This window comes from Pantoea sp. SORGH_AS_0659 (genome assembly GCF_031453915.1).
In the GTDB taxonomy this organism is placed as follows: Bacteria; Pseudomonadota; Gammaproteobacteria; order Enterobacterales; family Enterobacteriaceae; genus Pantoea; species Pantoea leporis.
Map to the genome: position 1 here is coordinate 1,608,465 of NZ_JAVJAK010000001.1, position 25,389 is coordinate 1,633,853.

Below are 25,389 nucleotides of genomic sequence, written 5' to 3' on the forward strand. Positions count from 1 at the left end.
ACTATGCAATCTTTATTGCGCGTAGAGCATCTGAGCAAAACCTTTGTGCTGCACAACCAAAGCGGCGCCGCGCTGCCGGTATTGCAGGACGCCAATCTTGACGTCAGCGGCGGCGAATGCGTGGTGCTGCATGGCCGCTCCGGCAGCGGCAAATCCACGCTGCTGCGCGCGCTGTACGGCAACTATCAGGCCAACAGCGGTCACATCTGGCTGCAACATCAGGGCGAATGGATCGACATGGCCAACGCGCCCGCCCGCCAGATTCTGGCGATTCGCCGCCACACCGTCGGCTGGGTCAGCCAGTTTTTGCGCGTCATCCCACGCGTGCCCACGCTGGAGATCGTCATGCAGCCGCTGCTGGAGCGCGGCACCGAGCGCGCTTTCTGCGAAAAGCGCGCCAAAGAGCTGCTGACGCGCCTCAATGTGCCGGAGCGTTTATGGTCACTGGCGCCGTCCACCTTCTCCGGCGGCGAGCAGCAGCGCGTCAACATCGCACGCGGCTTTATCGCCGACTATCCGGTGCTGCTGCTGGATGAGCCAACCGCCTCGCTCGACAGCGCCAACAGTGCTGCGGTGGTGGAACTGATTGAACAGGCGCGCGCCCGCGGTGCCGCCATTGTCGGTATTTTCCATGACGAAGCAGTGCGCGCACGCGTGGCCGATCGCCTGCACGTCATGCAGCCAATGCAAGCAGGAGCAGAAGCATGATCGTCAACAACGTCCAGCTGGTGCTGGAAAACGAAGTGGTAACGGGATCGCTGGAAATCCGTGACGGGCGCATCGCCAGCTTTAGCGACAGCGTCAGCCAACAGCCGGGCGCGCTGGATGGTGAAAACGCCTTTCTGCTGCCGGGTTTGGTGGAGCTGCACACCGATAACCTCGACAAGTTCTTTACGCCACGTCCGAAGGTGGATTGGCCCGCCTACTCGGCGATGAGCAGCCACGATGCGCTGATGGCCGCCAGCGGCATCACCACGGTGCTGGATGCGATTGGCGTCGGCGACGTACGCGATGGCGGCCATCGTCTGGATAATCTCACCAAAATGATCGACGCGATTCAGGACAGCAATCGCAAAGGCATTAACCGCGCCGATCACCATTTGCATCTGCGCTGCGAGCTGCCGCACAACACCACGCTGCCGCTGTTCGAAGCGCTGATCAACACGCCGGAGCTGTCGCTGGTGTCGCTGATGGATCACTCGCCGGGCCAGCGCCAGTACGCCTCGCTGGAGATGTATCGCACCTATTATCAGGGCAAATATCAGCTCAACGACGAGCAGATGGATCAGTTTGAGCGTGAGCAGCTGGCGCTGGCCGCCGAGTTCTCCACGCCTAACCGCAACGCCATCGCCAGCTTGTGCCGTTCACGCGGCATTCCGCTGGCCAGCCACGATGATGCCACGGCGGCGCACGTTGCCGAATCGCATGCGGTCGGCAGCGCCATCGCCGAATTTCCCACCACGCTGGAGGCGGCACGCGCATCACGCAACTGCGGCATGCAGGTGCTGATGGGCGCGCCCAACATCGTGCGCGGCGGTTCGCACTCCGGCAACGTGGCGGCAGCGGAACTGGCGAGTCACGGCCTGCTGGATATTCTCTCCTCCGACTACTATCCCGCCAGCTTGCTCGATGCGGTGTTCCGGCTGGTGGCCGATGAGCGCAACACGCTGACGCTGCCGCAGGCGGCCGCGCTGGTTACCCGCAACCCGGCGCGGGCAATTGGCCTGCACGATCGCGGGCGCATCGCCGAAGGACTGCGTGCCGATTTAGTGCTGGTGCATACCGATCATGGTCATTCGCACATTCGTCACGTCTGGTCGCAAGGCAAGCGGGTGTTCTGATGGCGCGCCTGATCTGGCTTACCGGGCCTTCGGGCGCGGGAAAAGACAGCCTGTTGAACGCGCTGCGTGAAGCGCCGCCGGAGAATTTGCTGATCGCCCATCGCTACATTACGCGCGCCGCCGATGCGGGCGGCGAGAACCATGTGGCGCTAAGCGAAGCCGAGTTTCGACGGCGTGAGGCGCTGGGGTTGTTCGCCGTCAGCTGGCAGGCGCACGGCATGTATTACGGGCTGGGCGAGGAGATCGATCTGTGGCTGGCGCGCGGAATGAACGTGCTGGTGAACGGTTCGCGCCTGCATCTGCCGATGGTGCAGCAGCATTACGGCACGCAGCTGCTGCCGCTGGTATTGCAGGTTTCGCCAGCGGTGCTGGAAGCGCGTTTGCGGCAGCGTGGGCGCGAGTCAGAAGCGGAGATCGCGCAGCGGCTGGCTCGCGCCGCCGAACCGCTGCCCGCGCACTGTTATGCGTTGAATAATGATGGAGCGTTGAGCGAAACACTGCTAACGCTGCGCCAGTTGCTGACCGATCCAGCCGCTGTCACCGTTTAATCATTTTACTGTCATCAAGCTTTCATCCGTTTTGCCCGTAATAGCGTGCAATCAACAGCTCAGAAGAGATGGAGTGCAACATGGCACAGGCATTACTGAAAACCGTCGTCGACAATCCTTTCCCGCACGTTAGCGGGCAGGGCAACAAGGTGCTGTCGGTGCAGGGATTGTGCAAAGCGTACGGTGCCAACAAGGTGCTGGATAACGTCAGCTTCGATCTGCATGCGGGCGAGCTGGTGGCGGTGATTGGCCGCTCGGGCGCAGGCAAATCGACACTGTTACACATGCTCAACGGCACCATCAGCGCTTCGCAGGGTGCGATCCTCAGCAATCGCCACGGCGAAGTGGATCGCGATGTGGTGACGCTGAACAGCCGCCAGATGCGCGAATGGCGCAGCGAATGCGGCATGATCTTCCAGGACTTCTGTCTGGTGCCGCGCCTCGACGTACTGACCAACGTGCTGCTCGGTCGTTTAAGCCAAACCTCGACGCTGAAATCGTTCTTCAAAGTCTTCTCCGATACCGACCGCGCCCGCGCTATCGAACTGCTGCAGTGGATGAACATGCTGCCGCAGGCGCTGCAGCGTGCGGAAAATCTCTCTGGCGGCCAGATGCAGCGCGTGGCGATTTGCCGGGCGCTGATGCAGAACCCGCGCATCCTGCTGGCGGACGAACCGGTGGCATCACTCGATCCGAAAAACACCAAGCGCATCATGGACGTGCTGCGTCAGGTGAGCGAGCAGGGCATCAGCGTAATGGTGAACCTGCACTCAATTGAATTGGTAAAAAGCTACTGCACCCGCGTCATCGGTATTCAGCGCGGCAAAGTGCTATTTGATGGACATCCTTCCCGGTTGACCGACGGCCTGATGCATGAGCTGTACGGCGACGAAATTAACCAGCTCCACTAACTCCCACGGCAAGAGAAAACCTAAGAATGAAACTGACTTCTTTAGCTTTACTGACTATTGCGATGGCATTTGGCGCAAACGCAGCGGATGCACCAAAAGAGTTGAACCTCGGGATTCTTGGCGGCCAGAACGCCACGCAGCAGATTGGTGATAACCAATGCGTGAAAGATTTCTTCGATAAAGAGCTGCAGGTGGAGACCAAACTGCGCAACTCGTCTGACTATTCAGGCGTGATTCAGGGCTTGCTGGGCAACAAAATTGACCTGGTGCTGAGCATGTCGCCCGCCTCGTTTGCCTCGGTTTACCTGCAGAACCCGAAAGCGGTGGATGTGGTGGGCATCGTGGTGGATGACAAAGACGGTTCGCAGGGTTATCACTCAGTGGTGATCGTGAAAGCCGACAGCTCGTACCAAAAGCTGGAAGACCTGAAAGGCAAATCGTTCGGCATGGCCGATCCGGATTCCACTTCAGGCTTCCTGATGCCGAACCAGGCGTTCAAGAAAGAGTTTGGCGGCACGGTGGACGATAAGTACAACAACACCTTCTCCAGCGTCACCTTCTCCGGCGGTCACGAGCAGGACATCCTCGGCGTACTGAACGGCCAGTTCGAAGGCGCAGTAACCTGGACGTCGCTGATTGGTGACCGCGAAACCGGTTATACCTCGGGTGCCTTTGGTCGTTTAATTCGTATGGATCATCCGGATCTGATGAAGCAGATCCGCATTATCTGGCAATCGCCGCTGATCCCGAACGGTCCGATTCTGGTGAGCAACAATCTGCCCGCTGACTTCAAAGCGAAAGTGGTGGCCACCATCAAGAAACTGGATAAAGAAGATCACGGCTGTTTTGTTAAAGCGGTTGGCGGTGCCCAGCACATCGGCCCGGCTACCGTGGCGGATTACCAGAATATCATCGATATGAAGCGTGATTTGATGAAGGGTACGCGCGGTTAATTTAGTTGGTGCTGGCTGTCCCCCTCCTCGGTCCGTGCTCGCTGTCCCCCATCCCGGCCTTCCCCCACAAGTGGGGGAAGGAGATGCTGCCACATGCGACTTCGGAGCTGCATTTTGCACCATCTTCCTCCCCCACTTGTGGGGGAGGACCGAGGAGGGGGACAGCGAGCACCATCCCGCGAGCACCATCCAGAACGAATCCTCCCAACCAACAGGAATCCCCCCTTGACCGATTTCGAACACTACTACCAACGCATCCGCCGCCAGCAAAAGCGCGACTCGCTGCTGTGGTCGCTGCTGTTACTGGCGCTCTATCTGGCCGCGGGCAAGATGGCGGAATTTAATCTGCTCACCGTCTGGCAGTCGCTGCCACACTTTTTCGATTACATTGGCGAAACCCTGCCGGTGCTGCATCTCCCGCTGCTGTTCGCTGACGGCAAAACCGAGGGATCGCTGGCTTACTGGGGCTATCGCCTGCACTACCAGCTGCCGCTGATCTGGGAAACCTTACAACTGGCGCTGTCGTCCACCATCGTGGCGGTGGCGGTTGCTGGCGTGCTGGCGTTCTTCGCCGCCGACAACACCCAAACGCCGCGCAGCCTGCGCATGGCGATCCGCGCGTTTGTCGCCTTCCTGCGCACCATGCCGGAACTGGCGTGGGCGGTGATGTTCGTGATGGCGTTTGGCATTGGGGCCATTCCTGGCTTCCTCGCGCTGGCGCTGCACACCGTCGGCAGCCTGACCAAACTGTTCTACGAAGCGATTGAGAGCGCCTCGGATAAACCGGTGCGCGGCCTCGCGGCGTGCGGCGCCAGCAAACTGCAGCGCATGCGCTTTGCCTTCTGGCCGCAGGTCAAACCAACGTTTCTCTCCTACAGCTTTATGCGTCTGGAGATCAACTTCCGTTCCTCCACCATCCTCGGGTTGGTCGGTGCGGGCGGTATCGGGCAAGAGCTGATGACCAACATCAAACTCGATCGTTACGATCAGGTCAGCATCACGCTGTTGCTGATCATTGTGGTGGTGTCGCTGCTGGATACGCTGTCCGGCTGGCTGCGTCGCCGCGTAGTGGAAGGAGACGTATCATGATCGCCTTAGCGCCGGATGTCGCCAAACTCAAGCAGGAGCATGCCGCCCTGTTCGCTGCGCAAAACCGCTATCTGCGCCGCGTTGCGCTGGTGGCGCTGGCCATCGCGCTCTATTACCTGCTTTTTTTCGAGTTCTTTGGCATTGAGTGGAGCCGTTTTCTCATCGGCTGCCAGCAGCTCAGCCGCTATTTCCTGCGTATGTTTGTCTGGCAGGACTTCCTCAACTGGCCGTTTGCTTACTACTTCACGCAGGTCGGGATTACGCTGGCGATTGTGTTTTCCGGCACGCTGACCGCGTCACTGATCGCCTTGCCGGTCTCGTTCCTGGCGGCACGTAACGTGATGCACGATCCGCTGACGCGTCCGATTGCGCTGGTGGTGCGTCGCGTACTGGATGTGCTGCGCGGCATCGACATGGCGATTTGGGGGCTGATCTTCGTGCGCGCCGTCGGCATGGGACCGCTGGCCGGCGTGCTGGCGATCGTGATGCAGGATGTCGGCCTGCTCGGCAAACTCTACGCCGAAGGGCACGAAGCGGTGGAGCGTTCGCCGAGTCGCGGCCTTAGCGCAGTGGGCGCGAACAGCCTGCAAAAACATCGCTACGGCATTTTCACCCAATCGTTCCCGACCTTCCTCGCGCTCAGCCTGTATCAGATTGAGTCCAACACCCGCTCCGCAGCGGTGCTGGGCTTTGTTGGCGCGGGCGGCGTCGGCCTGGTGTATGCCGAGAACATGCGTTTATGGAACTGGGATGTGGTGATGTTCCTGACCCTGATTCTGGTGGCGGTGGTGATGATCATGGATGTGGTCTCCAGCAAGCTGCGTAAACGTTACATCACGGGGAAAGGGGTGCCGTTGTGGCAGCCTGCCGCGCGCGACTGAGCCGTTCACTGCGCTGCCAGGCGCGTTCCAGCGCCTGCACCAGCTGCGCCTGATGCCAGGGTTTCGCCAGCCGCTCACACAGCGGCAGCGTCACCTGCGTCTGGCGCAGATCCTGGCCGCTGATCAACACCGTTGCCAGATGCGGCCACTGCGCCTGCGCCTGGCGAATCACATCCGCGCCGTTAATGCCGCCCGGCAGCATCAAATCACTGATTAACAGATCGATATCCGGCGTCTGGCGCAGCAGCCTCAGCGCGCTTTCGCCGTCGCCACACTCCAGCGTCAGATAACCCAGTTGATGCAGATGTTCGCACAGCGTTTGCCGCACCGTCGGTTCATCATCCAGCACCAACACCAGCCGATCGTTGCTGGCCTGCGGCACCAGCGGCGGCGGCACGCTGAGCGGTTGCGCCGCTTCGGGCGCGCGCGGTAATAACAGCCGCACGGTGGTGCCTTGTCCCGGCGCGGTTTCCAGCTCAATCTGGCCGCCGGATTGCCGCACAAAGCCATATACCATTGATAAGCCCAAACCGCTGCCGCTGCCGATGGCTTTGGTGGTGAAGAACGGCTCAAACACCTGTTCACGCACCTCGGCCGACATGCCGCAGCCGTGATCGATCACTTCAATGGTGACGCGATCGCGCTTGCCGTCGGCTTCCTGTTTACGCTGATTCCAGATACGCAGGCGGATTTCGCCGCTCTGCTGAGCCATGGCATCGCGCGCGTTGACCACCAGATTGATCAGCGCGTTCTCCAGCTGTCCGGCATCGATCCACGCTGGCCAGCCGGGTCGCTGCGCATCGATCACCAGTTGCTGGCCGGGCAGCAGCGCGTGCTGCAGCAGCGAATGCAGATTATCCACCAGCTCCACCACCGACACCGCGCGCGGATAGAGCGCCTGCTTACGTGAGAAGGCCAGCAAGCGCTGCGTCAGCTGCGCCGCACGGTCGGCGGCCTGACGCGCGCGTTCGATGCGGCTGGCGAGCGTGCCGGGCGGCAGCTGATCGACGGTTAACGCCAGGCTGCCAATGATCACCGCCAGCAGATTATTGAAGTCGTGCGCCAGTCCGCCGGTCAGCTGTCCCACCGCTTTCATCTTCTGGCTGTGCAGCAGCGCTTCCTCCAGCGCCTTGCGCGTGGTGCGTTCCAGCACGGTATTCACCATGCCGCGCCGTGGCACCGGACTGAAGCGCAACTCCAGCGTGCGTCCATCCGCCAGCCGCACTTCCTGCGCATCGGCTAATCCGTTGAGCTCGACATCAACGCGTTTTAATAGCTGCTGATAGTGCAAACCGCGGTGCAGTTCGCGCGGCGCGATGCCGAGCAGCTCGGCATATTGCGCATTCCACACCACCAGCTGACCGCTATTATCGAACAGCGCAAAGCCGTCGCGCATGGCGAGAAAGGTCGATTCCAGCTGGTTGCTTTTCTCTTTTAGCAGGCGCGAAGTGTGCGCCAGCGACGCCGTATTGCGGGCAAACACGTTAAAGGCGCGCGCCAGATCGCCCAGCTCATCGCGCCGCGCCAGGCCCGGCACGTTGACGCTCTTTTCACCCTGCGCCAGCCGCGTCATGGCGTGGGCGATGGCGGTCAGACTCGAACCGAGATTGCGGTAAATGTAGTAACCGGCGTAACCGGTGATCAGCAGCGCCAGCAACATAAACAGGCCGATAAAGCCGATGATCGAATCCAGCTCTTCATGCGTCACCGCGCTGCGTGCGTCACTCTGTTGCGCCACCAGCTGCACGTAATGGGTGATGTCATCGTTGAGCATCGCCACCAGCGCTTTGATGCGATAAGTCGCGTAGGCGATGGCGATATCACTCTGCTCCAGCTGCTGCGCCACCGGCTGCAAATCCGTGCTGGTGGCGATCAGCCGCTGCACCTGAGTATTCAGCGCGCCGTTAAGCCTTAACGCTTGCCACTGGCGCAGCACCGAAGGTAATTGCTGCACTGCGGCCTGCGGCGCGCTGGATTGAATCGCCACGCTGAATAAGCTGTGGGTTTGCTGGCGCAGCGCGGCAGAAGGGGAATCGGTGCGCGTTAGCAGGTCAATGCGATTGAGTAACAGCTGCGATTGCCACAAGCCGCTCAGCATCACGTTGCGCTGCAGATGGCGCTGATGCCCGGCGCGCAGCAATTGATTAATGGTTTGTTCCAGCGTCTGGCTGCGCTCACGAATACGCGCTAGCAGCTGCGGCTGCTGTGCCGCCAGCGGCGCACTTGCCAGCAAGCTCAGCGACTGTTGCAGTTCCCGCTGCGTTTGCTGCAGGCGCGCCGATTCGCTCTGATACTCCAGCGCGCCGACCACCTGCGATAACCGCACCGCCGCAATGGCCACATTGGCGGTGTCGCGCGCCAGCGCCAGGCTGCCATTCATATCGGCCAGCGTTTGTGCCTGCGCCTGTTCCTGAATGTGACCTGCGTGGCGAAATCCAAAAATCGCGACCAGGCTCACCGCCAGCGTCACTGACATCACCAGCAGATTAAACAGCAGCAGGCGACTGCGCGCGCCCGCGTGCCAGTGCAGACTGTGACTCATAGCTGCCACTCCTTACCGCTCAACTGCTGGCGAGTATAGAAGCGCGATCGGGGCGAAATATGACAAATATGAATGGCCGCTGACATTTTCCATTTATCTAAGCAGGTTTTACTCGCTGCAACCTTTGCCAGCAGGAGTCTGTAAATGGATGCCACACCGATACTCTCCATGCGGGGAATCACCCGACGCTTCGGCAACTTCTATGCGCTCAAGGGCGTGGATCTCACGGTCTGGCCCGGTGAAGTGCATGCGCTGATGGGCGAAAACGGCGCGGGCAAAAGTACTTTGATGAAAATTCTGGCCGGCGCCTATACCGCCAGCAGCGGGGAAATTCTTATCGACGGCCAGCCGTATGTCATAAAAGGCCCAAAAGAGGCATTGGCGGCGGGCATCACCCTGATTTATCAGGAGATCAATCTGGCACCCAATTTGACGGTGGCGGAGAACATCTTTCTCGGCAGTGAAATCACGCGTGGAGGCCTGGTGAAGCGTCGCCAGATGGCGGAAGAGGCGCAGCGGGTGATTGATCGCCTGGGTGCGCAGTTCAGCGCCACCGATCTGGTGAGCCGCCTGAGTATTGCCGAGCAGCAGCAGGTGGAAATCGCCCGCGCGCTGCACCGCAACAGCCGCATTCTGGTGATGGATGAGCCGACTGCCGCACTCTCCAACCGTGAAACCGAGCAGCTGTTTGCGCTGATTAAACGGCTGCGCAGTGAAGGTATGGCGATCATCTACATCAGCCATCGCATGGCGGAAGTGTATGAGCTATCCGATCGCGTGAGCGTGCTGCGTGACGGGCAGTACGTCGGTAGCCTGACGCGCGAGCAGCTTAACGCCAGCGAGCTGGTGCGCATGATGGTCGGGCGGCCGCTCAGCGATCTGTTCAACAAAGACCGCGATATTCCGCTCGGCGACATCCGTCTCGCCGTCAATCACCTGTGCGACAAACACAAAGTGCGTCCCAGCAGCCTGTCGGTACGTGCCGGCGAGATTGTCGGGCTGGCGGGGCTGGTCGGTGCCGGGCGCAGCGAACTGGCGCAGCTGATTTTTGGCGTGCATCAACCGAGCGGCGGTGAGATCTGGATCGACGGCGTGAAAGTGCAGATTCACTCGCCGCGCGACGCCATCGCACGCGGCATCGGTTTTCTCACCGAAAACCGCAAAGAGCAGGGTTTGTTCCTCGAACTGGCGGCGCAGGACAACATTGTGATGGCGACGCTGGAGCGCGATGCCAGCTACGGCCTGCTCAATCGGCGCAAAGGGCAGAAGATTGCCAGCGAGGCGATTGATGCGCTGAACATCCGCGTGCCGCATGCGCAGGTACGCGCGGGCGGCTTGTCCGGCGGTAATCAGCAGAAGCTGCTGATTTCGCGCTGGGTGGCGATTGCGCCGCGCATCCTGATTCTCGATGAGCCGACGCGCGGCGTTGATGTCGGCGCCAAGAGCGAAATCTACCGCATGATGCAGCAGATGGCGCAGCAGGGCGTGGCGATTTTAATGATCTCCAGCGAGTTACCGGAAGTGGTGGGCATGAGCGACCGCGTTTATGTGATGCGTGAAGGCGCCATCGCCGGTGAGTTGAGTGGGGCAGAGATTAGCCAGGAAAACATTATGACACTGGCCACCGGCGCGCAGCCGGTTCAGGCCTGAGGAGAGCGCAATGACCAGTGAATCCGCACGCGTAAAAAGTCCCACCCTCAAGCGCGCGTTAATTAGTGACCTGCTGCAAACCGTCGGCATCCTGCCGATTCTGATCCTGATCGTGGCGGTATTTGGCTTTGTCACGCCGAACTTCTTCACCGAGGGCAATCTGCTCAACATTACGCGTCAGGCCTCGATCAACATCGTGCTGGCGGCGGGCATGACCTTTGTCATTCTCACTGGCGGCATTGATTTGTCGGTGGGATCGATGCTCGGCACCACGGCGGTGGTAGCGATGGCGGTGTCGCTCGATCCGGCATTTGCGTCACTGACGATCCCGGCGGCGTTAGGTGCCGGGCTGATTATGGGGTTGTTCAACGGCGTTCTGGTGGCGTGGGCGGGGCTGCCGCCCTTTATTGTCACGCTTGGTACCTACACCGCGATGCGCGGCGCGGCTTATCTGCTGGCCAACGGCACCACGGTGATCAACTCCGACATCAACTTTGAATGGATAGGCAACGGCTATCTCGGGCCGGTGCCGTGGCTGATCATCATCGCCTTTGCGGTGATCGCGCTGTGCTGGTTCATTCTGCGCCGCACTACCTTAGGCGTACACATTTATGCCGTTGGCGGCAACGTGCAGGCGGCGCGCCTGACCGGCATCAAAGTCAGCGTGGTGCTGCTGTTTGTCTACGCCATGAGCGGCTTGCTGTCGGGGCTGGCCGGATTGATGAGCGCCTCGCGGCTCTACAGCGCCAACGGCAACCTTGGCGTCGGTTACGAGCTGGATGCGATAGCGGCGGTGATCCTCGGTGGCACCAGCTTTGTCGGCGGCATCGGCACCATCACCGGCACGCTGATTGGTGCGTTGATTATCGCCACGCTGAATAACGGGATGACGCTGATGGGCGTCTCCTATTTCTGGCAGTTAGTGATCAAGGGCGCGGTGATCATTATCGCGGTGTTGATCGATAAGTACCGGACGCGGCATCACGTGGGTTGAGTTATATCGTGCTTGCTGTCCCCCATCCCGGCCTTCCCCCATAAATGGGGGAAGGAGATGCTGCCACATGCAGCTTCCACACACACATTTTGCAGCATCTTCCTCCCCCACTTGTGGGGGAGGACCGAGGAGGGGGACACCGAGCACACCCCACCATAAAAACCAAAAAGCAGGAGAACATCGACTATGCGTTTTAATCCGATTCTAACCGGACTGCTGGCGGCTACGCTTCTGAGCGCGCCATTGGTGCAGGCCAAAGAGCTGAAATCCATTGGTGTGACCGTCGGCGATCTCGCCAACCCGTTCTTCGTGCAGATCACCAAAGGTGCGGAGCTGAAGGCGCGTGAACTGGCGGGCGACAAGGTCAACGTAACGCTGGTCTCCAGCGGCTACGATCTCGGCCAGCAGGTGGGGCAGATTGACAACTTCATCGCCGCTAAAGTGGACATGATCATCCTTAACGCCGCCGATTCCAAAGGTATCGCGCCCGCGGTAAAACGTGCGCGTGATGCCGGGATTGTGGTGGTGGCGGTCGACGTGGCAGCAGACGGCGCTAACGCCACTATCACCTCCGATAACACCGCCGCCGGCGCGATGGCGTGTAAATACATCTCCGACCGCCTGAAGGCCAAAGGCAACGTGGTGATCATCAATGGACCACCGGTTTCTGCGGTGCAGAACCGTGTCGAAGGCTGCATGACCGAGCTGAAAACCCATCCGGACATCAAGCTGCTCTCCTACAACCAGAACGCCAAAGGCAGCCGCGAAGGTGGTCTCGAAGTGATGACCGGCCTGCTGTCGGCCAATCCGAAGATCGATGCAGTGTTCGCGATTAACGACCCAACGGCAATTGGTGCCGATCTGGCGGCGAAACAGGCTCAGCGCAATGAGTTCTTTATTGTCGGCGTCGATGGATCGCCAGACGGTGAAGAGGCGCTGAAACGCAAAGGCTCGCTGTTCGTGGCCACGCCAGCGCAGGACCCGCAGGTGATGGCGGCGAAAGCGGTGGAGATCGGCTATGACATCCTGCAGGGCAAGCCCGCGCCAGATAAGCCGGTGCTGATTCCGGTGACGATGATCGATCGTAACAGCGTCAGCAGCTACAAGGGCTGGACGGTGAAGTAAGCAGCCGCTGTCCCTCACCCTAACCCTCTCCCATAAATGGGAGAGGGGACAAATAGCGCCCTCTCCCGCTTGCGGGAGAGGGCTGGGGTGAGGGCCAGCGTGGAAAGGAGGAGAAGATGCAACGCTCAGAAGTGAATGCGATCCTACAACGCACCCGCGAATTCTTTATGCGTCAGGATGTGCATCTGCCACCGTGGGCCGATTACGGCCTCAGCCAGTGGCGCGCGCTCGATAAACATGATGCCGATGAACTGCTGGCGCTGCATCTTGGCTGGGATGTCACCAGCTTCGGCGCTGACGATTTCAATCAAACCGGTTTAACCCTGTTCACACTGCGCAACGGTTCGCGGGGTGGTCAGCCGTGGGTTAAACCTTACGCCGAAAAAATCATGCATGTGCGCGAAGGGCAGGTCACGCCGATGCATTATCACCCGCAAAAGATGGAAGACATTATCAATCGCGGCGGCGGTAATCTGATCGTCACGCTGCATAACCGTGCGGGCAATCAGCTGGCTGATACGGCGGTGAACGTCACGCTCGATGGCATCCGCCAAACCCACGCCGCCGGTTCGCAGCTGCGTTTATCGCCCGGCGAAAGCGTCACCTTGCTGCCGGGCATCTGGCACAGCTTTTGGGGCGAAGAGGGCTACGGCGATGTGTTGGTGGGTGAAGTGTCGATGCCCAACGACGACGAACACGACAACGTGTTTCTCACGCCGCTGGCGCGCTTCAATCCGCTTGATGAAGATGAAGCACCGCGCTGGCTGCTGTGTAACGAATATCACCGCTGGCTGGCCTAAAGGAGCCTGATATGGCACTGATTTCACTGGCGCAGGGTTTGGCCCATGCGCAACAGAACGGCTACGCGCTTGGCGCGTTTAACGTCCTCGACACCCATTTCCTGCGCGCGCTCTATCAGGCTGCTGAGCGGCAGCGCTCACCGTTTATTATCAGCATCGCTGAAGTGCATTTTAAGTATGTCAGCCTCGAGCATTTGGTCGCCGCCGTGCGCACCGAAGCGGCGCTGCACGCTATTCCGGTGGTGCTGCATCTCGATCATGGCCTGCATTTTGAGGCGGTGATGCAGGCGATTCGCCTTGGCTTTACCTCGGTCATGTTCGATGGATCGACGCTCAGCTACGAGGAGAACGTGCGCCAGACGCGCGAGGTAGTGAAGATGTGTCACGCGCTCGGCGTGTCGGTGGAGGCCGAACTCGGTGCGGTGGGCGGCGATGAGGGCGGTGCGCTGTTTGGCGAGGCCGACAGCGATAAATTTACCGATCCGGCACAGGCCGCTGATTTTGTGCACTCCACCGGCATTGATTGCCTGGCGGTGGCGATTGGCAATGCGCACGGCAAATACAAAGGCGAACCCAAACTCGACTTCGACCGGCTGGCAGCGATTCGCGCGACGGCTGGCATTCCGCTGGTGTTGCATGGCGGTTCCGGCATTAGCGACGCGGATTTCCGCCGCGCCGTCAGCCTTGGCATCAACAAAATCAATTTCTATACCGGCATGTCGCAGGCGGCGCTCGGGGCGATTGAAGCGCAGATCGCCCAACGCGATGCGCGCTACGACGCCTTTGCTGAGTTGTTGATGGCGGTAGAGCGCGACATCGCCAACGTGGTGGCGCAGCAGATGCAGGTATTCGGCAGCGCCGGGAGGGCATAACCGCATGGTGCGTAACGGAATCATCGGTGCCGGCAGCATGCTGGTGGATCACGTGCAGCGCATCAGCCATTGGCCGGAACAAGGCTGGCTAACCGAGATTCAGCACAGCGAGAAGTGCAGCGGCGGCGCGGCGCTCAACGTGCTGTTTACGCTGGCGCGCATGCAGCTGAATCTGCCGCTGGCGGGCGTCGGCATGGTGGGCGAGGACAGCGACGGCGATTACATTCTGCAACTGCTGGACGATCATCACATCGACCGCCAGTTTGTGCAGCGCATCGCAAGCATCAATACGGCAATGACGCAGGTGATGACCACGCCGGATGGCCAGCGCACCTTCTTCCATGCGCGCGGCGCCAATGGCAAGCTCGATCTGGCGCACTTCGCCGACGTCTTCACTGCACACCGCATCTTCCATCTCGGGTATTTGCTGCTGCTGGATAGCCTTGATGTGCCGGACGATCAATACGGCACGCGCAGCGCACGGCTGCTGGCGCAGATGCAGCAGCGCGGCTATCTCACCTCCCTCGATTTGGTGTCGCGCGTGGGCGAATATCGACCGCTGGTGATGCCTGCGCTGCGCTGGCTCGATTATCTGGTGATCAACGAACTGGAGGCGCAATCACTCACCGGCATCAGTTTGCGCACGCCGCACGGGCTTGCCGCCCCCGAAGCTTTTGCCGAGGCGGCTACCTGGCTAATGCAGCAAGGCGTACGTCAGCGGGTGGTGATCCACGCACCCGAAGGCGCGTGGGGCCAGCAAGCGGACGGCGAAGAGCGCTGGCAACCGGCGTGGTGCTTAGCGCCAGAAGAGATCGTTGGCAGCGTGGGGGCGGGCGATGCGTTTTGCGCCGGTGTGCTCTATGCCAGCCATGAAGGCTGGTCGCTGACGGAAACGCTGAAGCTGGCGCACACCTGCGCCTGTTTTAATCTGCATGCCGCCAACGCGCTGGACGGCACGCGGCCATTAGCCGAGATGCAGCGCTGGATGGATCAGGCGATTTGCGTTTCACGTGCCGAAGAAGCCGGACGCATCACGTCGGCGGAGAAAACATAGCCGAGACCGCGAATGGTGCGGATCAGGCTCGGTTGATGCGGATTGATTTCTATCTTGCGTCGCAGCCGCATAATCAGTACATCAATAGTGCGATCAAACACCTCAAGGCTTTCGCTGTGCGTCAGTTCGAGCAGTTGATCGCGGGTTAATACTTTGCGCGCATGCGCCACCAGCGCGCGCAGCAGCGTGTATTCACCTTGCGTTAGCGGCACGCTTTCACGCTGCGGATTGAACAGTTGGCAGCGCGCATCGTCGAGGCGCCAGCCGTTAAATTGCCAACCTTCATCTGCTAACGCTTCCGGCTGCGCCAGCCGTCCGCAGCGTCGCAGCGCCGCGCGTGCCCGAGCCACTACCACGCGCGGGTTGAACGGCTTGGCGATGTAATCATCCGCGCCCATCTCCAGCCCCACCACCATATCCGCTTCCGAACCCATGCCGGTCAACATGATCACCAGCAGATCGGGACGCTGCCGCTGCATCTGTTGCAGCACCAGCAAGCCGTTGGTGTCTGGCAGCATCATATCCAGCATCACCAGTGAAATTTCCGGGTGCAGCGCCAGCAGAGCCAGCGCATCTTTCCCCTGATGGCAGCAATAAACGGTAAATACATGTTCATTCAACACATCGTGCAGCAATTCGCACACTGCACGATCATCATCGACCACCAGAATCGCGGGCTTCATGGATGCGCCTCTTTTGTTACGAAAGGGTTAAAAGCAGTGTAACCCGATGTTTTTTACCTGCTGATTAAGGCAACAGAAACGTGAGCGCCATCGCCTGGCAGAGTGCGGAAGCGTGCAGTGCCGCACTCTTTTTGCCAAACCATTGTCAGGTAGGAAAACGATTGCGCGGCGCTGGTGCAATGCACCATAATCGCGCCTCATTCTGGTTCAGAATAATCTTAGCCGCAGCCGCAAATGAAAACGTAATCGATTGCGTAGGGGAGTGGCATAGCTATTGCTATATGGACAGGGGAAAGCGCAAGGTTTCACAACCTGTTGTCCAGTTTGCTTCGCTTTCAAAACAACAATAAGCATGTAAACCACATTGGCAAGGAGCGCGCGCATTCGTGCCGACTCCGCTCATGAGAGATGATGATGTTAGAAAAACTCTTCAAACTAAAAGCGCACAACACCACGGTTCGCACCGAAATCATTGCGGGTATCACCACCTTCCTGGCAATGGCGTACATCCTGTTTGTTAACCCGAGCATTCTCGGCGCAACCGGCATGGATAAAGGTGCGGTCTTCGTGGCGACCTGTCTGGCGGCGGCGATTGGCTGTGTGTTAATGGGCCTGATCGCTAACTATCCGATTGCACTCGCACCGGGCATGGGCCTCAACGCCTTCTTCACCTACACCGTGGTGCTGCATATGGGTTACACCTGGCAAGTCGCGCTGGGCGCGGTGTTCTTGTCGGCGGTGATCTTCTTTGCCATGTCGCTTTTCAAAATTCGTGAGTGGATTATTAACAGCATTCCGCTGCCGCTGCGTGCCGGTATTGGTGCCGGTATCGGTCTGTTCCTGGCGATTATCGCGCTGGAAGGCGCGGGTATCGTGGTGGATAACCCAGCAACGCTGGTTGGCCTGGGCGATCTGACCAAACCGGGTCCGCTGCTGGCGCTGCTCGGCTTCTTCATCATTGTGGTGCTGGAAGCGCGTCGCGTTACCGGTGCGGTGCTGATCGGCATTCTGGTGGTGACCTTCATTTCTATGGGCATTGGCCTGACGCCGTTTGGTGGCGTGTTCTCCGCTCCGCCCTCTATCGCGCCAACCTTTATGCAGCTGGATATCGCCGGTGCCTTTAACGTCGGTTTGGTGAGCGTAATCTTCGCCTTCCTGTTCGTGGACGTGTTCGATAACACCGGCACCTTGCTGGGTGTGACCAAGCGCGCCGGTCTGGCGGATGAGCAGGGCAACGTGCCGAAAATGGGCCGTGCGTTGATCGCAGATAGCGCCGCCGCGCTGTTCGGCTCGCTGCTTGGTACTTCAACCACCACCAGCTATGTGGAATCTGCTGCCGGCGTCAGCGCCGGTGGCCGCACCGGCCTGACGGCGATTGTGGTGGCGATTCTGTTTCTGCTCAGCCTGTTCTTCTCGCCGCTGGCGGGCAGCGTACCGGTTTATGCCACTGCGCCAGCGCTGCTGTTTGTGGCGGTGCTGATGGCGTCTGGGCTGGCGGATATTGACTGGAAAGATATCACCACCGCCGCGCCGGTAACCGTGACCGCGCTGACCATGCCGCTGACTTACTCGATCGCCAACGGTATTGCGTTCGGCTTCATCACCTGGACGGTGGTGAAACTGCTAAGCGGCCGCACCAAAGAGGTCAACCCGGCGCTGATCATTTTGTCGATTCTGTTTGTTATCAAACTGGGCTGGCTGAGCGCGTAAATGTTGCTTAACGGAAGCCCGCTCGGGCTTCCGTGTCTACTGTTGCATCCCTTCGTTTATTTTCTGCGTGACACTTCGCAATCCTTTTTGATGCTCACTTTCCTTACCTCTCAAAACAGCCCAGGCTGTGCGTGTTATTTGAGCCTGCCCGCAAAAAATGTGCTGTGAATGGCGGGATCGTGGAATGTTAACGCTGCGCAAATCTGTTTCACTAACAGTGTGGTGGAAAGATTGAGCTGCGCGATGGAAGAGGATTCGGTGATGGATTACCCCATTAGCAATACAACTCGTGTGTTCCCACCGCTTATTTTTGACGTTGGTAACAAAGGAGATCATCAAATGGAACAACTCACCAAACGCGTTGAAGAGCTGGAAAAAACCACGCAGCAGATTCAGATGGATGTTGCTGTGCTAACTGCGCGTTCAGAGCATTTTGCGACTAAAGCGGATATCGAAAAGGTCAGAGCCGAGCAGGGCGTGATGCGTGTGGAGATTATGGGCGAGCTGGGGGCGCTTGAACAACGTCTCGATAAAAAGTTTGAGCGGATGGAAGACAAATTCGATAAAAAGTTCGAAAAGATAGATGAGAAGTTTGGAAAGATAGATGAGAAGTTCGAAAGGATTGATGAGAAGTTTGAAAGGATTGATGAGAAGTTCGACAGAGTTGATCAGAGATTCAATCAGCTGGAAGATAAAATATCTGCCTTCAACAACAGCATCACCTGGAAAATCATGATACCGACCGGCCTTCTGGTGCTGGCGTGGTTTGTGCAGAATATCGTTTTGAAAATGTCATGACGCGCTTTACTGCACGGTTCCGGCCCTTCATGGGCCGGAACTCATCATGATTACCTAAACGGCGGCTCGTTAAAGGTTCTCAGCTTCCTCGAATGCAGCTTGTCGCCTTCAGCTCGTAGCAGTTCTACCGCGCAGATGCCAATCTGCAGGTGCTCTGAGATTGCGCCTTCATAGAAGCGGTTTGCCTGGCCCGGTAGCTTGATCTCGCCATGCAGCGGTTTATCGGATACGCACAGCAAGGTGCCGTAAGGCACGCGGAAGCGATAACCCTGCGCGGCGATGGTGGCGCTCTCCATATCAACCGCTACGGCGCGGCTCAGGTTGAAGCGCAGCGCCGAAGCGGAGTAGCGCAGCTCCCAGTTACGGTCATCGGTGGTGACCACGGTGCCGGTGCGCAGGCGCTGTTTAACTTCTTCGCCGGGCATGCCGCTGACCGCTTTGGTGGCGTCATACAGTGCGCGCTGCACTTCGGCGATGCTCGGGATTGGGATATCTGGCGGCAGTACGCTATCCAGTACGTGGTCGTCGCGCAGGTAGGCATGCGCCAGCACATAGTCGCCGATGGTCTGGCTTTCGCGCAGTCCACCGCAGTGGCCAATCATCAGCCAGGCGTGCGGACGAATCACCGCCAGGTGGTCACAGATGGTTTTGGCATTGGATGGCCCCACGCCGATGTTCACCAGCGTAATGCCGCGACGATTCGGTGATGTCAGGTGCCATGCCGGCATTTGGTGCTTCTTCCACGCCAGATCGGACATCATCGCCGTCGGGTCTTGCGTATCGGCGGTGATCACCACTTCACCGGCGCAGGCCAGGCTGTCGTAAGGCGTGGTGGGATCCTGCACCTGCTCAATCGCCCAGCGCACGAACTCATCGACGTAGCGCGTGTAGTTGGTGAACAGCACGAACGGCTGAAAGTGTTCTACGCTCGTGCCGGTGTAGTGGCGCAGGCGTGCCAGTGAGAAATCGGTGCGCAGGGCGTCAAAGTGCGACAGCGGGAAAATCGCATTGGCGTGGAACAGGCCGTCGGCGGTTTCATCACCGATTTGCGACAGTTCGGTGGTGGGGAAATGGCGTGCGATGCTGGCGCTCATTGAGCGGTCCAGTGACAAGCCGTCAATCACATAAGGATAAGGAATTTCCTGCTGCGAAGGCGCGACCTCAATCAGTACGTCGTACTCCTTCTCCAGCATCTGCAGCTGCTCGCTGAGATAGTGGCGCAGCAGCGCCGGGCGCGTGATGGTGGTGCTGTAGCTGCCGGTATGGGTAAAACGTCCCCACGCGCGGGTGCGATTTTGCTGCGGACCTTCACCCAGCCAGGTGATGCGCAGCTGCGGATAAACAAACAGCCCTTGCTGACGCGCGGCCTCATCCGGCAACTGTCCGGTGGCGGTAAAATCGCGAATGGCGTTGCGCAGCGCGTCAACGGCTGCGTCGTACAGGCGTTCTAGTTCGTCCAGCGCTTGCTGGCTGCTCAATCCGTTCCGTTGTGTATTCATGGGTTCTCCTTCAGAAACATGGACCGTTTTCACCAGAGCATAGCGGATAAACCCTGCGCTACGATGAAGAATCTGTGATCGATCGCATTCTGCACCATCACGGTGCTGGTGCGTGGCGTAACCGCGGCTATGTTTATGATCAGCAGGGATGTTACATCGCGTGTCTCCTGTTCTGGAGCGATGCCCGAGTAATAAATCGTCCACCTTCACGGTATTGGCGAGCTTATTGCTTAGTTTTCAACCGTGGCCTTAATGAATCTATCCGGTTCTCAAAGCAGGTTGCCATAAATGGCGACTCTTCGGGTGTTGGAGGCCGCACTCTGTTCTGCCGAAGTTTCAGAAATTGATTTCTCCCAGGCCGTGGTATGGCTCCGTTCCTGACCCGTTGAGGATTGAAAGCATGTCTTTGAAATTCATAAAACACCCAATGAAGGTGGCGATTGCAGGTTGTTTAAGCGTGGCCTTTTACGCTCAGGCAGATATTAAAATTGGTGTGGCGGGTCCGTTCTCTGGGCCTAATGCGACGTACGGCGCGCAATACTGGAAAGGCGCAAGCCAGGCCGCGGAGGATATCAATGCGGCAGGCGGCATCAACGGCGAGAAAATCGTGCTGGTGCAGGGCGACGACGCGTGTGAACCGAAGCAGGCGGTATCCGTCGCTAACCGATTGGTCGATCAGGACAAAGTAATGGCGGTGGTCGGCCACTTCTGCTCCTCTTCCACCATGCCCGCCTCGGAAGTCTATGATGAGGCTGGCGTTTTGGCGATCACGCCCGGATCAACCAACCCGAAAATTACCGAACGCGGCATGAAAACCCTATTCCGCATGTGTGGTCGTGATGACCAGCAGGGCGCCATCGCCGCGGATTACATCATCGACAAGCTCAAAGCGAAGAAAGTGGTCATCATTCATGACAAAGACACTTACGGCCAGGGTTTAGCGGATGCCACCAAAGCCTCACTTGAGAAGCGTGGCGTGAAAGAAGTGCTGTATGAAGGCTTGTCGCGCGGTGAGAAAGATTTCAATGCGCTGGTAACCAAGATCGGCGCGCTGAAACCGGACGTGGTCTATTTCGGCGGCTGTCATCCGGAAGCCGGTCCGCTGGTGCGCCAGATGCGTGAGCAGGGCGTTAATGCCGCCTTCTTCTCGGGTGACTGCATCGTGACGGAAGAGATGGTGACGGCAGCAGGCGGCCCGCAATATACCAAAGGCGTCTACATGACCTTCGGCAACGATCCGCGCACCATCGCCGATGGCAAAGCGGTTATCGACAAATTCCGCGCCGGCGGATTTGAGCCAGAAGGTTACACCCTGTATGCCTACGCCTCCGTGCAGACGCTGGCCGCCGCTTACAAAGCAGCCGGTAAAGACAACGCCAAGGCCAGCGACTGGCTGAAAGCCAACAGCGTCGATACCGTCATGGGCAAAAAAGCCTGGGACAGTAAAGGCGATCTCAAGGTGTCGGATTACGTCGTGTATCAATGGGACGACAAAGGCAAGTATCACCAGCTGTAATGTGCCACGCGGCCCCGTACAGTGCGGGGCCATTCGCGATTGCGCGCGAGGTGTGCGCTCCCATTGAGTACGAGACGACATTATGGACGCCTTTTTCTTACAGCAGCTGATCAACGGTTTAACGCTCGGTGCCGTGTATGGCCTGATCGCCATCGGCTACACCATGGTTTACGGCATTATCGGCATGATCAACTTCGCCCACGGCGAGGTGTATATGATCTCCGCCTATCTATGTGCCATTGGCTTATCACTACTCAGCTTTTTTGGCATTCACTCTTTCCCGCTACTGATATTCGGCACCTTAATCTTCACCATTATCGTCACCTCGGCTTACGGCTGGGCGATTGAGCGCATCGCCTATCGACCGCTGCGCAACTCGACGCGCCTTGCGCCGCTGATTTCAGCAATTGGCATGTCACTGATTTTGCAGAACTATGTGCAACTCAGTCAGGGGCCAAATCAGCAGGGCATTCCGACGTTGCTGACCGGCGTGTTGCGCATGGAATTTGATGGTGGCGTGGTGCAAATCACCTGGACCAAAATCTTCATCCTGATCGCGGCGTTTTGCGGCATGGCGCTGCTGACCTGGATTATCCAGTACACCAAACTCGGGCGTATTTGCCGTGCAGTGCAGCAGGATCGGCGCATGGCTTCCATTCTCGGCATCAATACCGATCGCGTTATCTCGCTGGTGTTTGTGATTGGTGCGGCGATGGCGGGATTAGCTGGCGTGCTGGTGACCATGAATTACGGCACCTTTGATTTTTACGCCGGATTTATCATTGGCATCAAAGCGTTCACCGCCGCAGTGCTCGGCGGCATCGGTTCACTGCCGGGCGCGATGCTTGGCGGATTATTGCTGGGCGTCGCGGAAGCGCAGTTCGCCGGGATGGTGAATTCTGACTACAAAGATGTGTTCTCGTTTTCGCTGCTGGTGGTGATTTTGATCTTCCGCCCGCAAGGACTGCTGGGACGTCCGCTGGTCGCTAAAGTGTGAGGAAGCCCCGATGAATGCAATGACGCAAAATCCTGTGCGCCAGGCGCTGCTCGATACGCTGCTGGCGGGGTTAGTGGCGCTGGTGGTATTTGGTCCGATTGTTGGCGTGGTGCTCGACGGTTACAGCTTCAAACTGTCGCCACAGCGCGTGGCGCTGCTGGTGGCGGTGGTGATGGCGGGGCGTTTGCTGTTCAGTTTGTTTCTGCACGCGCCTGTTGGTCAGCGCATCATGCGCAAGTTTGCCAGCAGCGATGACGGGGTTTACGTGCGCGAGCCCGGCTATCGTTCGCGTTTGCGCTGGATATTGCCGCTGCTGCTGATCGTGGCGCTGGCCTTTCCGTTTCTCTCCAGTAAATATCTGCTGACGGTGGCGATTCTCGGCCTGATTTATGTGCTGCTCGGGTTGGGCTTGAATATTGTGGTTGGGCTCGCCGGATTACTCGATCTCGGCTACGTGGCTTTTTATGCCATCGGAGCGTACGGCCTGGCGCTTGGCTATCAATATCTCGGATTGGGTTTCTGGAGCATGCTGCCGCTGGCGGCGCTGCTGGCCGCTTTTGCTGGCGCGCTGCTCGGGTTCCCGGTGCTGCGCATGCACGGCGATTATCTGGCGATCGTTACGCTCGGCTTTGGTGAAATCATTCGTCTGGTGCTGACCAATTGGGTCGCCTTTACCGGCGGCCCGAACGGGGTTTCCGTGCCGTCGCCTACCTTCTTTGGCCTCGAGTTTGCCCGCCGCGCGCGCGATGGCGGCGTGCCGTATCACGAGTTTCTGCACGTCACTTACAACCCGAATATGAAATTTATCTTTATCTATGTTGTGCTGGTTCTGGTGGTGTTGCTGGTGCTGTGGATCAAGCATCGCCTGACGCGTATGCCGATTGGCCGCGCCTGGGAAGCGCTGCGTGAAGATGAGATTGCCTGCCGCGCGATGGGCCTTAATCATGTGTTGGTGAAGCTTTCAGCCTTTATGTTGGGCGCGTCAACCGCGGGCATCGCCGGGGTGTTTTTTGCCAGCTATCAGGGCTTCGTTAATCCCACCTCGTTTACCTTTTTTGAGTCGGCGCTGATTCTCGCCATTGTGGTGCTCGGTGGGATGGGATCGACGCTCGGCGTGGTGCTGGCGGCGTTTGTGCTGACGGTGGCACCGGAACTGCTGCGCAGCTTTGCCGAATACCGCGTGCTGCTGTTCGGCATGCTAATGGTGCTGATGATGATCTGGCGGCCACGTGGGCTGGTGCGCACCGCACGCGTTGGCGTGCCGCTGCGAAAAGGAGTGCGCCATGAGTGATGCCATCCTGCAAGTGGACAACCTGATGATGCGCTTTGGCGGCATCAAGGCGCTGAATGACGTCAGCCTGGCGGTGGAACGCGGTTCGGTGACCTCATTAATTGGTCCTAACGGTGCCGGTAAAACCACGGTGTTCAACTGCCTGACCGGTTTTTATCGCGCCAGCGGCGGACGCATTGTGCTTAACGCCAATCAGCGCAGCACCGATGTGATTCAGGTGTTGGGGCAAAAAATTCACGCAGGTGACTGGATCAATCCTACACGGCTCGGCTCGCGGCTCTGGTACAAGATGTTTGGCGGCGCGCATCTGGTGAACCGCGCCGGGCTGGCGCGTACCTTTCAAAATATCCGGCTGTTCCGCGAAATGTCGGTGATTGAGAATCTGCTGGTGGCACAGCATATGCAGGTCAATCGTCAGCTGCTGGCGGGCGTGCTGAACACGCGCGGCTACCGCGAAGCAGAAAATCGCGCGCTGGATCGCGCTTTTTACTGGCTGGAAAACGTCGATTTGGTCGCCAGCGCTAACCGCCTGGCGGGCACGCTCTCTTACGGTCAGCAACGGCGGCTGGAGATCGCGCGCGCCATGTGTACGCGACCGGAACTGATTTGTCTGGATGAACCGGCGGCTGGGTTGAATCCGGTGGAAACCGAGGCGTTGAGCGCGATTTTGCATCGTCTGCGCGCCGACCATCGCATCAGCGTGTTGCTGATTGAACACGACATGCCAATGGTGATGCGCATTTCCGATCACATCGTGGTGCTCGATCATGGCGATGTGATTGCCCAGGGCACGCCACAGCAAATTCGTCACGATCCCAAAGTAATTGCCGCCTATCTCGGCGCAGAAGAGGAGAGCGATCATGGCTGAACCGATGCTGGCTTTTGAGCAGGTCGATGTGTTTTACGGTCCTTTGCAGGCGTTGAAACAGGTGTCGTTGACGGTGAATCAGGGCGAAACCGTGGCGCTGATTGGCGCTAACGGCGCGGGAAAATCCACGCTGCTGATGTCGATCTTTGGTCAGCCGCGCATTGCCAGCGGCGAGATTCGCTTGCGCGGCGAAGCGATCAGCCAGCGTTCGACGCACTTCATCGCCGCCAGCGGCATTGCGCAGGCCCCGGAAGGACGACGCATCTTTCCTGATATGACGGTGGAAGAGAACCTGCTGATGGGCACCATCGCTATCGGCGAACGTTTTGTTAAAGAGGACAAAGAGCGCATGTATCAGCTGTTTCCGCGCCTGCTGGAGCGGCGTAAGCAGCGCGCCATGACGCTCTCCGGCGGCGAGCAGCAGATGTTGGCGATTGCGCGTGCGCTGATGAGTCGACCTAAGCTGTTGCTGCTCGACGAACCCAGTCTTGGCCTCGCGCCGATTGTGGTGAAGCAGATCTTTGGCATTCTGCGCGAATTGACCCAGCAAGGCATGACGCTGTTTCTGGTGGAGCAGAATGCCCGCCATGCATTGCAGCTAGCCGATCGCGGCTATGTGATGGTGAACGGTGAGATTCGCCTGAGCGGCAGCGGCGCAGAGCTGCTCAATAATGACGACGTGCGCAGCGCCTATTTGGGCGGCGCAGCCGATCCTGCGGTGGTGGCGACAAAAAGTTTGTAATAATGATTAAATGGTGAGGGGAAAC

The 25,389-nt window shown here is 58.8% G+C and carries 24 protein-coding genes; 21 read left to right on the plus strand and 3 right to left on the minus strand.

The genetic code is table 11. From position 1 onward, the window contains the following. The first annotated feature begins 3 nt into the window (after window positions 1–3). The 7 genes from phnL to phnE (Q3H59_RS07525) all read left to right on the plus strand — a co-directional run bounded on the left by phnL (window position 4) and on the right by phnE (Q3H59_RS07525) (window position 6,223). Window positions 4–708 (plus strand): phosphonate C-P lyase system protein PhnL, encoded by a 705-nt coding sequence (gene phnL / locus Q3H59_RS07495; RefSeq protein WP_405041646.1) that lies wholly within the window; start codon window positions 4–6, stop codon window positions 706–708. Beyond that, window positions 705–1,841 (plus strand): alpha-D-ribose 1-methylphosphonate 5-triphosphate diphosphatase, encoded by a 1,137-nt coding sequence (gene phnM / locus Q3H59_RS07500; RefSeq protein WP_309834105.1) that lies wholly within the window; start codon window positions 705–707, stop codon window positions 1,839–1,841. Before phnL ends, phnM begins: the two co-directional genes overlap by 4 nt. Beyond that, window positions 1,841–2,389 (plus strand): ribose 1,5-bisphosphokinase, encoded by a 549-nt coding sequence (phnN, locus tag Q3H59_RS07505; RefSeq protein ID WP_101762816.1) that lies wholly within the window; start codon window positions 1,841–1,843, stop codon window positions 2,387–2,389. The genes phnM and phnN overlap by 1 nt, the downstream gene beginning before the upstream one ends. An 80-nt stretch (window positions 2,390–2,469) precedes the next feature. After that, window positions 2,470–3,300: a phosphonate ABC transporter ATP-binding protein gene (gene phnC, locus Q3H59_RS07510; RefSeq protein ID WP_309834108.1), complete on the plus strand. Its 831-nt coding sequence runs from the start codon at window positions 2,470–2,472 to the stop codon at window positions 3,298–3,300. A gap of 26 nt (window positions 3,301–3,326) precedes the next feature. After that, window positions 3,327–4,253 carry a phosphonate ABC transporter substrate-binding protein gene (phnD, locus tag Q3H59_RS07515; RefSeq protein ID WP_309834110.1) on the plus strand — a complete coding sequence of 309 codons (927 nt, stop codon included), beginning with the start codon at window positions 3,327–3,329 and terminating at the stop codon, window positions 4,251–4,253. A 225-nt stretch (window positions 4,254–4,478) separates the two neighbouring features. Continuing rightward, a complete protein-coding gene (gene phnE, locus Q3H59_RS07520) occupies window positions 4,479–5,342 on the plus strand; it encodes a phosphonate ABC transporter, permease protein PhnE (RefSeq protein ID WP_309834112.1) in 864 nt (287 codons plus the stop codon). Next, entirely contained in the window at window positions 5,339–6,223 is an 885-nt protein-coding gene (gene phnE / locus Q3H59_RS07525) for a phosphonate ABC transporter, permease protein PhnE (protein WP_309834114.1), read from the plus strand. Before phnE (Q3H59_RS07520) ends, phnE (Q3H59_RS07525) begins: the two co-directional genes overlap by 4 nt. Here the strand turns inward: phnE (Q3H59_RS07525) and Q3H59_RS07530 are convergent. Continuing rightward, complete coding sequence (locus Q3H59_RS07530) at window positions 6,177–8,765, minus strand: ATP-binding protein (protein WP_101762811.1); 2,589 nt, start codon at window positions 8,763–8,765, stop codon at window positions 6,177–6,179. The two genes, phnE (Q3H59_RS07525) and Q3H59_RS07530, sit on opposite strands and share 47 nt — an antisense overlap. Before the next feature lie 144 nt (window positions 8,766–8,909). Between Q3H59_RS07530 and Q3H59_RS07535 the strand changes: the two genes are divergently transcribed. The 6 genes from Q3H59_RS07535 (at window position 8,910) to Q3H59_RS07560 (ending at window position 15,260) form a co-directional block, all read left to right on the plus strand. After that, window positions 8,910–10,415 (plus strand): sugar ABC transporter ATP-binding protein, encoded by a 1,506-nt coding sequence (locus Q3H59_RS07535; protein ID WP_101762810.1) that lies wholly within the window; start codon window positions 8,910–8,912, stop codon window positions 10,413–10,415. 10 nt (window positions 10,416–10,425) lie between these two features. Then, window positions 10,426–11,409, plus strand: a complete 984-nt coding sequence (locus Q3H59_RS07540; protein ID WP_309834117.1) for an ABC transporter permease subunit — start codon at window positions 10,426–10,428, stop codon at window positions 11,407–11,409. A gap of 186 nt (window positions 11,410–11,595) precedes the next feature. After that, window positions 11,596–12,534, plus strand: a complete 939-nt coding sequence (locus tag Q3H59_RS07545) for an ABC transporter substrate-binding protein (RefSeq protein WP_101762808.1) — start codon at window positions 11,596–11,598, stop codon at window positions 12,532–12,534. 116 nt (window positions 12,535–12,650) lie between these two features. Next, window positions 12,651–13,334 carry a D-lyxose/D-mannose family sugar isomerase gene (locus tag Q3H59_RS07550; RefSeq protein ID WP_309834120.1) on the plus strand — a complete coding sequence of 228 codons (684 nt, stop codon included), beginning with the start codon at window positions 12,651–12,653 and terminating at the stop codon, window positions 13,332–13,334. An 11-nt stretch (window positions 13,335–13,345) separates the two neighbouring features. Continuing rightward, window positions 13,346–14,206, plus strand: a complete 861-nt coding sequence (locus tag Q3H59_RS07555) for a ketose 1,6-bisphosphate aldolase (protein WP_101762806.1) — start codon at window positions 13,346–13,348, stop codon at window positions 14,204–14,206. 4 nt (window positions 14,207–14,210) lie between these two features. Further along, the gene (locus Q3H59_RS07560) at window positions 14,211–15,260 is read left to right on the plus strand and encodes a carbohydrate kinase family protein (RefSeq protein WP_309834121.1); all 1,050 of its coding nucleotides are present in this window, start codon (window positions 14,211–14,213) and stop codon (window positions 15,258–15,260) included. On the opposite strand, the gene Q3H59_RS07565 is transcribed toward Q3H59_RS07560, so the two are convergent. After that, on the minus strand, window positions 15,197–15,943 hold the full coding sequence (locus Q3H59_RS07565) for a response regulator (RefSeq protein ID WP_176972902.1): 747 nt from the start codon (window positions 15,941–15,943) through the stop codon (window positions 15,197–15,199). The genes Q3H59_RS07560 and Q3H59_RS07565 overlap by 64 nt on opposite strands. Before the next feature lie 80 nt (window positions 15,944–16,023). On the opposite strand from Q3H59_RS07565, the gene Q3H59_RS07570 reads away from it, so the two are divergent. The 3 genes from Q3H59_RS07570 (at window position 16,024) to Q3H59_RS07580 (ending at window position 18,451) form a co-directional block, all read left to right on the plus strand. Beyond that, window positions 16,024–16,293, plus strand: coding sequence for a hypothetical protein (locus Q3H59_RS07570; protein ID WP_309834124.1), 270 nt, complete (start codon window positions 16,024–16,026; stop codon window positions 16,291–16,293). Between the two features lie 61 nt (window positions 16,294–16,354). After that, entirely contained in the window at window positions 16,355–17,653 is a 1,299-nt protein-coding gene (locus tag Q3H59_RS07575) for an NCS2 family permease (protein ID WP_008105472.1), read from the plus strand. Between the two features lie 261 nt (window positions 17,654–17,914). Then, a complete protein-coding gene (locus tag Q3H59_RS07580; RefSeq protein ID WP_255610241.1) occupies window positions 17,915–18,451 on the plus strand; it encodes a DUF4164 family protein in 537 nt (178 codons plus the stop codon). A 50-nt stretch (window positions 18,452–18,501) separates the two neighbouring features. On the opposite strand, the gene Q3H59_RS07585 is transcribed toward Q3H59_RS07580, so the two are convergent. Next, window positions 18,502–19,950: an AMP nucleosidase gene (locus Q3H59_RS07585; protein WP_110868358.1), complete on the minus strand. Its 1,449-nt coding sequence runs from the start codon at window positions 19,948–19,950 to the stop codon at window positions 18,502–18,504. 400 nt (window positions 19,951–20,350) lie between these two features. On the opposite strand from Q3H59_RS07585, the gene Q3H59_RS07590 reads away from it, so the two are divergent. The 5 genes from Q3H59_RS07590 to Q3H59_RS07610 all read left to right on the plus strand — a co-directional run bounded on the left by Q3H59_RS07590 (window position 20,351) and on the right by Q3H59_RS07610 (window position 25,364). After that, window positions 20,351–21,466, plus strand: coding sequence for a branched-chain amino acid ABC transporter substrate-binding protein (locus Q3H59_RS07590; RefSeq protein ID WP_309834126.1), 1,116 nt, complete (start codon window positions 20,351–20,353; stop codon window positions 21,464–21,466). An 82-nt stretch (window positions 21,467–21,548) separates the two neighbouring features. Then, on the plus strand, window positions 21,549–22,463 hold the full coding sequence (locus Q3H59_RS07595) for an ABC transporter permease subunit (RefSeq protein ID WP_008105462.1): 915 nt from the start codon (window positions 21,549–21,551) through the stop codon (window positions 22,461–22,463). 10 nt (window positions 22,464–22,473) lie between these two features. Beyond that, window positions 22,474–23,754 carry a high-affinity branched-chain amino acid ABC transporter permease LivM gene (gene livM / locus Q3H59_RS07600; RefSeq protein WP_101762800.1) on the plus strand — a complete coding sequence of 427 codons (1,281 nt, stop codon included), beginning with the start codon at window positions 22,474–22,476 and terminating at the stop codon, window positions 23,752–23,754. Continuing rightward, entirely contained in the window at window positions 23,747–24,622 is an 876-nt protein-coding gene (locus Q3H59_RS07605) for an ABC transporter ATP-binding protein (protein WP_137386054.1), read from the plus strand. Before livM ends, Q3H59_RS07605 begins: the two co-directional genes overlap by 8 nt. Beyond that, window positions 24,615–25,364 (plus strand): ABC transporter ATP-binding protein, encoded by a 750-nt coding sequence (locus tag Q3H59_RS07610; protein WP_277973756.1) that lies wholly within the window; start codon window positions 24,615–24,617, stop codon window positions 25,362–25,364. The genes Q3H59_RS07605 and Q3H59_RS07610 overlap by 8 nt, the downstream gene beginning before the upstream one ends. The last annotated feature ends 25 nt before the right edge of the window (window positions 25,365–25,389 follow it).